Source organism: Solibacillus sp. CAU 1738 (assembly GCF_039888725.1).
Classification (GTDB): domain Bacteria; phylum Bacillota; class Bacilli; order Bacillales_A; family Planococcaceae; genus Metasolibacillus.
In genome coordinates this window covers 760,928-772,213 of sequence record NZ_JBDQQN010000002.1, presented here as the reverse complement: position 1 = coordinate 772,213, position 11,286 = coordinate 760,928, and the positions used below count along the sequence as shown (strand labels likewise).

The following is an 11,286-nucleotide window of genomic DNA, read 5'->3' as shown; positions in this document are numbered from 1 at the left end:
TATGTCATTACAAAAAGAAATCGCACACGCAATGTTAAAAGTAGGAGCAGTAGAATTAAACCCAACAGATTTATTTACTTGGGCTTCGGGAATTAAATCACCAATTTACTGTGATACACGTTTAACGATTTCAGATCCTATTGTTCGTAAACAAATCGCAAACGGATTAGCGCAAAATATTAAAGAATTTTTCCCTGGAACAGAACTTGTTGCAGGTACAGCAACAGCTGGTATACCGCATGCTGCATGGGTTTCTGATGTTTTAGAATTACCAATGGTTTACGTACGTTCAAAAGCAAAAGAGCACGGACGCGGTAACCAAATTGAAGGTAAATACACAGCTGGACAAAAAGTTGTTGTAGTAGAAGATATCGTATCAACAGGCGGCTCATCAATTACAGCAGTAGAAGCATTACGCGCAGCAGGCTGTGAAGTAGTTGGAGTTGTTTGTGTTTATACATACAACTTACCAAAAGCTGAACAAGCATTCGAAGAAATCGGCGTAAAATATGTTTCTCTAACTAACTTCGACTATTTAGTAGAAGCAGCCAATGAATCAGGCACTATTTCACAAGATCAAATCCCATTCTTAAAGGATTGGCATGCAAAACTCAAGGCGGGAACGCTTTAAGTTTTGCATGCGACGAGGATTGAGCGGGCAAATAAAAGAAATTGAGCAATCAATTTCTACATTAATCCGTTTGCCTCGAGTAATCGCAGAGGCAAGATTGCAGGGCAATGACAACCGCAGAAGCACGACAGATGGAGCACGGCATATAGCCGTGCTTCCTTACTTAAAGCAGGAGAGCTTTAAGTTTTCTATGCGACGAGGATTGAGCGGGCAAATAAAAGAAATTGAGCAATCAATTTCTACATTAATCCGTTTGCCTCGAGTAATCGCTGAGGCAAGATTGCAGGGCAATGTCAACCGCAGAAGCACGATGGATGGAGGCACGGCAATTAGCCGTGCTTCCTTTCTTTAAGGCGGGAACGCTTAAATTTTTTTAAATAAATTATGTATAAACAGATATATTTCCTAATGAAATATATCTGTTTTTTTATCGGTTCTATTGATGTATATACCCAAATACTTCTAAAGTGATACAAAACCCTATGCTTATTGCAAGTGTGAACGTTTTAAAGCGGGAATTTTAATAAATCCTTTAAAAAAGTAGGCAGTCATCTGGGTTAGCATCGTTGATTGTAGCAGAGGACCGCTGCCTAAACCGGATTGGAACGAGCGGAAAATCCATATTTTTCGGGAGTTCCTCGAAAAAATTAGTTGTGACGTCCCCGGGGAAGCGCGTGGATCAGAGCGGAAATCAACAGCCTTCGTAAGAAAGGATAAAGTGATTCACCCCAACATTTTACACATTATCGGTTTTCACTTGTACCTTTATTTCCAATACAGACCCATTATCCGCAACATATCATTTCCTATGACGTCTTAAAGAACATAGTAAATAAAGGGGTAAATGATATTGTTTGGTAAATATTTCGATAGACAAATTTTGTTGTACTTATGTATTTTTGCTGTTATAAGTTGTTGTTTCGTGTATTCCAGTAGTTCAATTTCTTCACAGTATTCCGATTCATTTGTAATAAAGCAATTAATTTTCTATATACTAGGATTTGGTTTAATGGTGAGTGTTGCTATATTAGACATTGAGCAATTAAAAAAAATATCATGGTATTTTTATGGACTCATCATATTATTATTAATTGGTCTAATATTTGCACCTGAAAGTATTGCCCGCCCAGTTAATGAAGCGAAATCATGGTATCAAATCCCGTTTATTGGTACATTTCAGCCATCTGAGTTTTTAAAGTTTGGTTTTGTGCTCGTAGTTGCAAAAGTAATTGAACGTCATCAAGAAAAAACAGATCAACAAACGATTTTTTCAGATTGCTTGTTACTAATAAAAATTGGAGTTATAACTATTCCGCCAATGTTCATCGTGTATCGGCAACCAGATACTGGGATGATTATGCTCTACCTAGCATTATTAATCCCTATGATTTACTTTTCAACTATACATAAAAGAATACTTGTAACGATTGCGATAGTGCCAATCACTGCAGTAGTAGCGTTGCTAATTATTTATTTTCAATTTAATAACTTTTATACCGAGCACATATTGGGACAGCTTTCACCACACCAAATATCTAGAATTAATGGCTGGCTAAGTCCTTTTGAATATGGAGATTCTTCTTATCAAACGAGACAAGGGATAATCGCGATTGGTTCTGGTGAGATGATAGGTAAAGGGTATATGCAAAACGATGTATATGTACCCGAAAAACATACTGATTTTATATTTGCTACGATTGCTGAGGAGACCGGTTTTGTTGGTGGATCGATTATTATTCTTTTGTATTTTTTATTAATATATCGACTCGTTTTAATTATAATGAAAGCAAACTCGTCCTTTGCTTATTTAACAGGAGCAGGAATTATCGGTTTATTAACGTTTCAAATATTCCAAAATATCGGGATGACGATGGGGATTTTACCGGTAACCGGTGTAACACTACCGTTTTTAAGCTATGGTGGTAGTTCATTATTGTCCAATTTTATGTTGATCGGAATCATATTATCATTTATAAAAACCTATGATGGCTATTTCTTTCAGTCGGAAGATGCCGAATAGCATGCGATTCCTTTGAAAAAAGAAGATCTAGTATAAAGCTAAGTACTCAAATATTATAGCGAATCATGTATAATACTACCTCTTTTTGCCAAGTGAAGTGAGAAAACGGCATAAAAAACGGAATGTGCGGTAAATAGCTCCATACATTCCCATTCATATCCATAATGAACTCCTTTAAAGGTCATTGTCATCAAATTGATCTAATGTCTCGTCACATTGTTCCTCGTGTAAATAGGCATCGTCATTATCGGCAATTGATTCATACGTATATGGATATTTATTTTGTACTTGATCTAAATACAATTTATACGTCATAGTCATCACCTCCTACTGTTATTTTACTAAGTTCGGAATATTCTGTAAATAAAATAGTGATAAAAAAATGGGGCGTTCGGAAAGTTTTTACTTTCTTGACACTCCCATGTTCTAAACGCTCTAAATTATTGTCGGTTGGATCTAAAAAATAGGCGCGAATAAACATACCTTGAGTAGCAAAAGCTCGTTGTATTTCGTCGCCGAGCTGCATTTTCACAACGCGTGTATCCATGGATTCTTCGACTTGATCGCCAATTTTATGTAATTGTATAACCGTGAAACTAAGTGACATCGCTATTAGTAGAAGAATTGCTAATAATCCACTGTTCATTTTTTAACTAACGGACAAAATGCTCTCTCCGTCAAAAAAAGATATATTAGTCTTATAATATATAGACTCTAATACTGGTGAGTATTGTAAAAAAAAGCATCGCCACCTATTTTGATGGCGATACTTGTATTAATTTTGCTTTAATTGTAAAACCAACTCGTCGTCTGGTGTAACAAATAGTGTTTTTTGCTCGAAATAAATGACAAAACCAGGCTTTGAACCACTTGGTTTTTTTACATGGCGAATTTCTGTATAATCGACCGGAACTGAAGATGATCCACGCGCTTTACTGAAATAGGCGCTTAAGATGGCTGCTTCACGTAGGGTTGTTTCATCAGGCTCACTATGATGTATAACTACATGAGAGCCTGGAATGTCTTTCGTATGAAGCCAAATTTCATTTTTCTTCGCTAACTTAAATGTTAAATGATCATTTTGTTTATTGTTTTTGCCGACAGAAATTTTTGTGCCAGTAGAGGAAATAAATTGCTCTGGCGTAGGCTTTGTCGGTTTTTTCTTCTTTTTTGAAGCACGTAGACGTAGCAAGCCTTGCTCTGCTAGCTCTTCTCGAATTTCCTCAATATCACTTGGTGCAGCCTGTTGTACTTGCTGTGCGAGCATCTCGAAATAATCGATATCTGCACGTGTCTTTTCTAGCTGCTCTTCAATCATAATGAGAGCATTTTTCGCTTTATTGTAGCGCGTAAAATAATGTTGTGCGTTTTCGCTAGGTGTTTTACGAGGGCTTAACGGAATGGTTACCGTTTCACCGTTATAATAATTTTTAACTGTAATTTTTTCTGGCCCTTTTTCGAATTGATATAAATTCGCCATTAACAACTCACCGTACAGTTGTAATTGGTCAAGTTCTGAAGCTCGGTCGAAATCTTTTTGAAGTTTTTTCATTTTAAGCTTTAATTTATCAATTTCATTTGATAACCAACGCTCTAAGTCACCTGCTTGTTGTTTGACGCGGTCACGTTCAGCGCGGGCGAAAAACACACGGTCTAGCAACGCGCCGAGTGATTCGTATGTTGATGCTTGCCCGTCTTCTAAATGCGTTAATTCAGTAGGGGAGAACGCTACTTTTCCGTCCTTTTCAACATAGGTCGGCTTGTGTGCAGTCGTTATTTCCTTTAAAAACGTATGGAATGTCGATACTGCATCACCACCTTGCATACGAGCAAGCAATTCATTTGCGTGCAGTGGTGAAAATGCAGCAAAATGGTTGACGATTTCTTGCGCATTTTTTTGCTCACTAAAAAACGTAGCAATTTCTTCGTCAGTGACAGAATACGGACTTACTTTATGCTGTGCAGGGGGTGCAATATACAATTGTCCTGGTAATACTGTACGATAGCTATTCAGTGATGGTGGCAAGTGCTTTAAGCTATCAATAATTTTATCATTAGCTACATCTACTAAAATACAGTTACTATGACGCCCCATCACTTCAATAATAAGCTTGCGCATAATTGGGTCGCCAAGCTCATTTTTGCTTTCGATGACAAATTGTAAAATACGTTCAGTACCATCGTGGGCAATTGCATGAATAAAGCCCCCTTCCAAATGCTTACGCAGCAACATGCAAAACATTGCAGGCTCAGCAGGGTTTTCAACTGCTTGCTCTGTTAAATGTACGCGAGCATAAGAAGGGTGAATGGAAATCATTAATTTAGAGTTAGCGCCATTTGCTCGAATATGTAAAATGACTTCCAATGCATTCGGTTGGTGAATTTTTGTAATGCGCCCTGAAACAAGTTGTGATAATTCGTTCGCCATGGAACGTGTAAATAATCCATCAAATGCCATGTTCATTCCTCTTTCAAACGCCATATCAAAATTGTATTTTATTCGAAATGGACGTAAAATATTATCTTTCTATCATAGCATTATTTCTCGACTTTGCTCTAGTTGTTCGTTTTTTCTATAAAACATTCGGCAAAATTGGGGGAACGTATGTTATAATTGGTGCAGTATGCAAAGAAGGATGTGACGAACCTTGGTGCGTAGTATGACTGGCTTTGGCAGGGGTGTCACAACGACGAAAAATTATCAACTAACGGTTGAAGTTCGTGCTGTGAATCATCGTTTTTTAGAAATAAGTACTAAATTCCCAAAAGAGTGGATGGAGGCAGAAGTATTATCAAAAAAAATGCTTTCGCAAACTGTATCTCGCGGAAAATTAGATGTGATTGTTTTTATTAAAGAGCTCCATGTAGCTGAACAAAAAATACAAATCAATTGGCCATTATTACATGCTTACATACAAGCGAAAGGCGAATTATCGCAAACTGTTTCGATTGATGAAAATTGGACGATGCAAGAAATTGCTATGCTGGACCAAGTACTAGTTGTAGAAAAACAAGAAGTTGTGCAGGAAGAAATACTCTCTTCAGTTAAGAAGTCGATGGAGTTAGCCATTGCTAATTTAATTCAAATGCGTGAGCGTGAAGGACAAGAGTTAAAAGCAGTTATGTTACAATATAAAGAACAATTGCAACAGCAAATTGCGCATATTCGTGAGACGTCCTCTGATGCTGTGATGAAGTACCGCGAGCGTTTAAAAACTCGTATAGAAGAAATTACGAGCGGACAAGTTATGGACGAACGTTTACTAATGGAAGTCGCACTATTTGCAGAGCGTGTCGACATAACTGAGGAGCTAGATCGCCTTGATAGCCATTTTGGACAGCTTGAAGAAACGCTTGAAGAAAATGTAGCGATTGGTCGAAAGCTCGATTTTTTAATGCAAGAGATGCACCGCGAAATTAACACGATTGGTTCAAAAAATCAATCATCGCAAAGCTCAGTTGCTGTAGTTCAAGCGAAAACAATTTTAGAGAAAATGCGTGAGCAAGTTCAAAATATTGAATAGCTAAAGGGAGATTTAACAATAAATGAGAAAACAACGAGGCTTATTAATCGTATTATCAGGTCCGTCTGGTGTTGGGAAAGGGACTGTACGTAAAGAACTATTCTCGCAACCTAACACGAACTATGAATATTCGATTTCAATGACAACGCGTAATCCTCGCGCAGGAGAAGTAGATGGTGTAGACTATTTCTTTAAGACACGTGAAGAATTTGAGGCGTTAATAGAGCAAGGTGGTTTATTAGAGCATGCTGAGTTCGTAGGCAATTTCTACGGTACCCCGCTTGCTTATGTAAACGAAACATTAGATGCAGGGCGCGACGTATTTTTAGAAATTGAAGTACAAGGCGCAGCGCAAATTCGCGAAAAGGCACCTAATGCACTATTTATTTTTTTAGCACCACCAAGCTTATCAGAGTTACAGGATCGTCTAGTTGGACGCGGCACAGAGACGGAAGATATTATTGCAAAACGTATTTCTACCGCACGCGAAGAGCTAGAAATGATGAGCCTGTACGATTATGTTGTAGAAAATGACGAAGTTCACAATGCATGTGATAAAATTAATGCAATCATTAAAGCAGAGCATTGCCGTCGTGAACGCGTTGAAAAAATTTATTTGTCAATGTTGAGAGGAGAATAAACCATGTTATACCCATCAGTAGATGCTTTAAAAAAAGAAATCGATTCTAAATATTCATTAGTAAGCTTAGCTTCTAAGCGCGCTCGTCAAATGCAAGAAGAGGGTGGCGAAAAACTTTCTAAGTATGTGTCTTACAAACCAGTAGGCCGTGCACTAGAAGAAGTAGCAGCTGGTGCATTACGTAAAGAAGAGCAAGATGCTTCAACTATTTACGAAGACGAAGTTTAATTTTCGAGTTGACGTTCAAACGCCGAGGAAGTAGTTCATTGATTACAACGATATAACTTGCGAAGTAGCTCCCGAGGAATTTTTCTTTGGGAGCTTATCATTTGAAAGGGTGAATTTACATGAAAAAGCAAAATATTTTACTATGTGTAACGGGTGGTATCGCCGTCTATAAAGCAGTTGCCCTTGTTAGTAAACTGTCGCAAGCAGGGATGAATGTCAAAGTCATAATGACCGAATCTGCTAAACAATTTGTTAATCCATTAAGCTTTCAAGTGATGTCAAAAAATGACGTGTTTTTCGATACATTCGATGAAAAAAATTCCAATGTTATTGCCCATATCGATTTAGCAGACTGGGCGGATTTAGTACTTGTTGCACCTGCGACGGCTAATTTGCTCGGAAAGTTAGCTAACGGTATAGCGGATGATATGGTTACTACAACGTTACTCGCAACTACAGCACCTGTTTGGCTAGCGCCCGCAATGAATGTCCATATGTATGAGCATCCTGCTGTGAAGCGCAATATTGCTCGTCTTGCAAATGACGGATATGAATTTATAGAACCATCTGAAGGTTTTTTAGCTTGTGGCTATGTAGGAAAAGGAAGATTAGAAGAGCCAGAGAAAATTACGGACATAGTGGTAAAACATTTTTTACCGAAAGCACGACCCCTTGCAGGAAAAAAAGTCATTGTATCAGCAGGTCCAACACGTGAACGTATCGACCCTGTACGCTATTTAACGAACTTTTCGACTGGTAAGATGGGTTATGCAATGGCGGAGGCCGCACGTGATTTAGGTGCGGAAGTTGTTCTTATCTCGGGGCCTGTTGCACTAACTAAACCAGCTGGCATCAAAGTTATTGATGTAGAAAGTGCAGCTGAAATGCTAGCTGCGATGGAAACCCAATTCGATACGAGCGACATCGTCATTAAAACAGCAGCTGTTGCAGATTACCGACCGAAAGAAATCTGTACACATAAAATAAAAAAACAACAAGGTAATTCCTCTATTGAACTAGAGAGGACAGTCGATATTTTAGCATCTCTCGGGAAGAAAAAAACACATCAATTGCTAATCGGCTTTGCTGCTGAAACAAATGATGTAGAGGCTTATGCACAAAGTAAACTAGAGAAGAAAAATGCCGATTATATTGTCGCGAATGATGTGACAGCACAAGGCGCCGGTTTTGGTACAGAGACAAATATCGTCACATTATATGGTCGGGAATTCGTACAAAGCTTTCCACAATTGACGAAATCAGAACTAGCGAAGCGTCTACTTGAAACAATTATGGAAAGAGAAGAGCGCTAATGATACGCATTGCAAAAGTAATTGTCGATGTGGCTGCTTATCCGGTTGATCGACCGTTTGACTATTTAGTTCCTGATGAATGGCATGATTTAATTGAATGTGGTTGCCGTGTAAAAGTGCCATTTGGACCGCGCAATGTGCTTGGCTTTGTAGTGGAACTTACTAGCGAGACAGAAATCCCACTTGATAAAGTAAAACCAGTTGCACAAATTTTAGATATTGAACCGGTATTAACAAATGAGATGCTAGCATTAGCTAAATGGTTAAAAAATGACACGATTTGTTATGAAATCGACGCACTGCAAGTAATGCTACCGTCTGCATTACGCGCGAAATATGAAAAGATTGTTCATCTTCATGTACCTGCTGAGCAGATACATCCAGAGCTTGCCTCTATATTTCGAAAATCCCTTAAAGCGAATTTTAAATTGTTTGAAAAAGCAGGATTTCTACGTGAATTAAAGCAAGCAATTCATGCAGGTCAAGTATCGATTGAAAATAGCGTCAAGCAGCAAGGGAATATAAAAGAAGTACGGAAAGTAAAGATCCATACAAATTTAGATGATTTAGCCGAAATCGAACGAACGATTTCGAACCGTGCAGCAAAGCAAAAGCAACTCGTAAATTGGATGCAGGCGCATGTCGGGGAAGTGTTTTCGCCTGATGAAATTTACGAGGAAGTGGGTGTTACAGCTGCAGTATTATTAGCGGTAATTGAAAAAGGTGCGGCACAGTTTATACAAGAGGAAGTATACCGGGATCCATTTACAAAAGAAGTTGCGAGAACAAACTTTTTAACGTTAACAGATGAGCAGGACGAGGCACTAACACAAATTACTTCCGCGATGGACAATCATCTTGCGGAAACGTTTTTGCTACACGGCGTTACAGGTAGTGGCAAAACAGAAGTGTATTTACAGGCCATTCAGCATACGTTACAGGAGGGCAAGGAAGCAATAGTGCTCGTCCCGGAAATTTCGCTGACACCGCAAATGACAGAGCGTTTCCGTTCAAGATTTGGGGAGCTTGTAGCAGTTATGCATAGCGGCCTATCTGTTGGTGAGAAATACGATGAGTGGCGAAAAATCCAGCAAGGTAAAGTGAAAGTCGTTGTTGGTGCGCGGTCGGCTATTTTTGCACCGTTTCATAACGTAGGAATTATTATTTTAGACGAAGAGCATGAATCTACGTATAAGCAAGAAGATGCGCCACGTTACCATGCCCGTGATGTTGCTATTTGGAGAAGCGAGTTTCATCATTGTCCGGTTATTTTAGGAAGTGCAACACCAGCGCTCGAATCTTTTGCCCGTGCAAAAAAAAATGTGTACAAGCTCTTATCCTTGAAAGTACGTGCGAAAAAACAAGCATTGCCAGCCGTTGAAATCGTCGACATGCGTGAACAATTAAAACTAGGCAATCGTTCGATGTTTTCAGAGAGACTTATAGAAGCGATAGGCACCCGATTAGAGAACAAGCAGCAAATAGTATTGTTTTTAAACCGTCGTGGTTATTCGAGCTTCGTACTTTGTCGTGATTGTGGAACGGTTGTACAATGCCCAAACTGTGATATCTCACTAACGTATCATCGTTCTAACGAAAAGTTAAAATGTCATTACTGTGGCTATGATGAATACGTACCGCAAAGCTGTCCAGAGTGTCAAAGTGAGCACATTCGATTTTTCGGTACAGGTACGCAAAAAGTAGAAGAAGAAATTTACAAGCTTTTCCCGGAAGCGCGCATCTTACGAATGGATGTCGATACAACCTCGCAAAAAGGTTCACATGAGCAACTACTTGATGCATTTGGTCGAGGGGAAGCAGATATTTTACTTGGTACACAAATGATTGCAAAAGGGCTCGATTTCCCTAATATAACGCTAGTTGGTGTGCTTAGTGCTGATACATCGTTACATATACCGGATTACAGAGCAGGCGAGCGTACATTCCAATTGTTAACGCAAGTAAGTGGGCGCGCTGGTAGACATGAACTGCCTGGAGAGGTCATTATTCAAACGTATACGCCAGAGCATTATGCCATTGAACTAGCTAAAGAACAGCAGTACGAGCCATTTTACGTACGTGAAATGCATGCACGTAGACAAGCAGGCTATCCACCATACTATTATTTAGCGCTCGTGCAAGTGTCGCATGAAGATGTTGTAATGGCTGCAGAATATGCCGCCAAAGCAGCTGAATATTTACGAGCAAATTTATCATTTCAGGTGAACATTATAGGGCCAACTACAGCAAGTATTACCCGTCTCCAAAATAGATATCGTTATCAATGTTTGATAAAATATAAAGTAGAGCCAAATTTAATTGGCGTATTACTACAGTTAATTAAAATATACCGCTCCGAGTGGATAAAAAAAGGTATTCAGCTAACAATTGACCTTGATCCGTCGATGATATAAACGTTTAGAAAGAAGGAAGTTAAAATGGCAATTAAAGAAGTTGTGAAAAATCCTGCGAAAATTTTAACAACGCCAACTAAGGAAGTAGAAGTCATCAATGAAGAAATCATCGCATTACTAGATGATTTATATGACACAATGGTTGAATATGACGGTGTTGGTATTGCAGCGCCACAAATTAATGTTGGCTTACGTGTTGCAATTGTTGAGCTAGGTGAAGATATTTTAGAAATGATTAATCCAATCGTTCTAGAAACAAAGGGCGAAGAGGAAGATGTAGAAGGTTGCTTAAGCTTCCCTGATTTATTTGGTATGGTGAATCGCCCAACATACGTGAAAATTGAAGCATCTGACCGTGAAGGACGCATTTATGAATTGGAAGCAGAAGATTTTGAAGCACGTGCTATTTTACATGAAATCGATCATTTAGATGGTGTTTTATTCGATTCAAAAATCACGCGTATTTTAACTGAAGAAGAATTAGAAGAACTGTACGCAGACGCTGAGGAGGAATAA

Annotated in this window: 12 protein-coding genes; 9 read left to right on the top strand and 3 right to left on the bottom strand. The window is 38.7% G+C overall.

Features of this window, described 5'->3' with window-relative positions; genetic code table 11:
- The first annotated feature begins 1 nt into the window (after position 1).
- The 3 genes from pyrE (at position 2) to AAFN87_RS09035 (ending at position 2,651) form a co-directional block, all read left to right on the top strand.
- The gene (pyrE, locus tag AAFN87_RS09045; RefSeq protein WP_347790717.1) at positions 2–631 is read left to right on the top strand and encodes an orotate phosphoribosyltransferase; all 630 of its coding nucleotides are present in this window, start codon (positions 2–4) and stop codon (positions 629–631) included.
- A gap of 7 nt (positions 632–638) precedes the next feature.
- Entirely contained in the window at positions 639–983 is a 345-nt protein-coding gene (locus tag AAFN87_RS09040; RefSeq protein WP_347790716.1) for a hypothetical protein, read from the top strand.
- Between the two features lie 492 nt (positions 984–1,475).
- Entirely contained in the window at positions 1,476–2,651 is a 1,176-nt protein-coding gene (locus tag AAFN87_RS09035) for an FtsW/RodA/SpoVE family cell cycle protein (protein ID WP_347790715.1), read from the top strand.
- A gap of 174 nt (positions 2,652–2,825) precedes the next feature.
- On the opposite strand, the gene AAFN87_RS09030 is transcribed toward AAFN87_RS09035, so the two are convergent.
- From AAFN87_RS09030 to AAFN87_RS09020, 3 genes are all read right to left on the bottom strand, one after another.
- Positions 2,826–2,966 (bottom strand): hypothetical protein, encoded by a 141-nt coding sequence (locus AAFN87_RS09030; protein ID WP_347790714.1) that lies wholly within the window; start codon positions 2,964–2,966, stop codon positions 2,826–2,828.
- On the bottom strand, positions 2,956–3,297 hold the full coding sequence (locus tag AAFN87_RS09025) for a hypothetical protein (protein ID WP_347790713.1): 342 nt from the start codon (positions 3,295–3,297) through the stop codon (positions 2,956–2,958). The genes AAFN87_RS09030 and AAFN87_RS09025 overlap by 11 nt, the downstream gene beginning before the upstream one ends.
- A gap of 129 nt (positions 3,298–3,426) precedes the next feature.
- Complete coding sequence (locus tag AAFN87_RS09020; protein WP_347790712.1) at positions 3,427–5,109, bottom strand: Rqc2 family fibronectin-binding protein; 1,683 nt, start codon at positions 5,107–5,109, stop codon at positions 3,427–3,429.
- Positions 5,110–5,299: 190 nt separating this feature from the next.
- On the opposite strand from AAFN87_RS09020, the gene AAFN87_RS09015 reads away from it, so the two are divergent.
- From AAFN87_RS09015 to def, 6 genes are all read left to right on the top strand, one after another.
- Positions 5,300–6,175, top strand: coding sequence for a YicC/YloC family endoribonuclease (locus AAFN87_RS09015; RefSeq protein WP_347790711.1), 876 nt, complete (start codon positions 5,300–5,302; stop codon positions 6,173–6,175).
- A gap of 22 nt (positions 6,176–6,197) precedes the next feature.
- Positions 6,198–6,815 carry a guanylate kinase gene (gene gmk, locus AAFN87_RS09010; protein WP_347790710.1) on the top strand — a complete coding sequence of 206 codons (618 nt, stop codon included), beginning with the start codon at positions 6,198–6,200 and terminating at the stop codon, positions 6,813–6,815.
- A gap of 3 nt (positions 6,816–6,818) precedes the next feature.
- The gene (gene rpoZ / locus AAFN87_RS09005) at positions 6,819–7,043 is read left to right on the top strand and encodes a DNA-directed RNA polymerase subunit omega (protein WP_347790709.1); all 225 of its coding nucleotides are present in this window, start codon (positions 6,819–6,821) and stop codon (positions 7,041–7,043) included.
- A 119-nt stretch (positions 7,044–7,162) separates the two neighbouring features.
- The gene (gene coaBC / locus AAFN87_RS09000) at positions 7,163–8,356 is read left to right on the top strand and encodes a bifunctional phosphopantothenoylcysteine decarboxylase/phosphopantothenate--cysteine ligase CoaBC (protein ID WP_347790708.1); all 1,194 of its coding nucleotides are present in this window, start codon (positions 7,163–7,165) and stop codon (positions 8,354–8,356) included.
- On the top strand, positions 8,356–10,770 hold the full coding sequence (gene priA / locus AAFN87_RS08995; RefSeq protein ID WP_347790707.1) for a primosomal protein N': 2,415 nt from the start codon (positions 8,356–8,358) through the stop codon (positions 10,768–10,770). The genes coaBC and priA overlap by 1 nt, the downstream gene beginning before the upstream one ends.
- A gap of 24 nt (positions 10,771–10,794) precedes the next feature.
- The gene (def, locus tag AAFN87_RS08990; protein WP_347790706.1) at positions 10,795–11,286 is read left to right on the top strand and encodes a peptide deformylase; all 492 of its coding nucleotides are present in this window, start codon (positions 10,795–10,797) and stop codon (positions 11,284–11,286) included.

Coding starts and splice junctions, on each gene's coding strand:
- priA (WP_347790707.1), top strand. CDS start 8,356: ATGATACGCATTGCAAAAGTAATTGTCGATGTGGCTGCTTATCCGGTT.
- AAFN87_RS09040 (WP_347790716.1), top strand. CDS start 639: ATGCGACGAGGATTGAGCGGGCAAATAAAAGAAATTGAGCAATCAATT.
- AAFN87_RS09020 (WP_347790712.1), bottom strand. CDS start 5,109: ATGGCATTTGATGGATTATTTACACGTTCCATGGCGAACGAATTATCA.
- AAFN87_RS09030 (WP_347790714.1), bottom strand. CDS start 2,966: ATGACGTATAAATTGTATTTAGATCAAGTACAAAATAAATATCCATAT.
- AAFN87_RS09025 (WP_347790713.1), bottom strand. CDS start 3,297: ATGAACAGTGGATTATTAGCAATTCTTCTACTAATAGCGATGTCACTT.
- gmk (WP_347790710.1), top strand. CDS start 6,198: ATGAGAAAACAACGAGGCTTATTAATCGTATTATCAGGTCCGTCTGGT.
- AAFN87_RS09035 (WP_347790715.1), top strand. CDS start 1,476: ATGATATTGTTTGGTAAATATTTCGATAGACAAATTTTGTTGTACTTA.
- coaBC (WP_347790708.1), top strand. CDS start 7,163: ATGAAAAAGCAAAATATTTTACTATGTGTAACGGGTGGTATCGCCGTC.
- rpoZ (WP_347790709.1), top strand. CDS start 6,819: ATGTTATACCCATCAGTAGATGCTTTAAAAAAAGAAATCGATTCTAAA.
- pyrE (WP_347790717.1), top strand. CDS start 2: ATGTCATTACAAAAAGAAATCGCACACGCAATGTTAAAAGTAGGAGCA.
- def (WP_347790706.1), top strand. CDS start 10,795: ATGGCAATTAAAGAAGTTGTGAAAAATCCTGCGAAAATTTTAACAACG.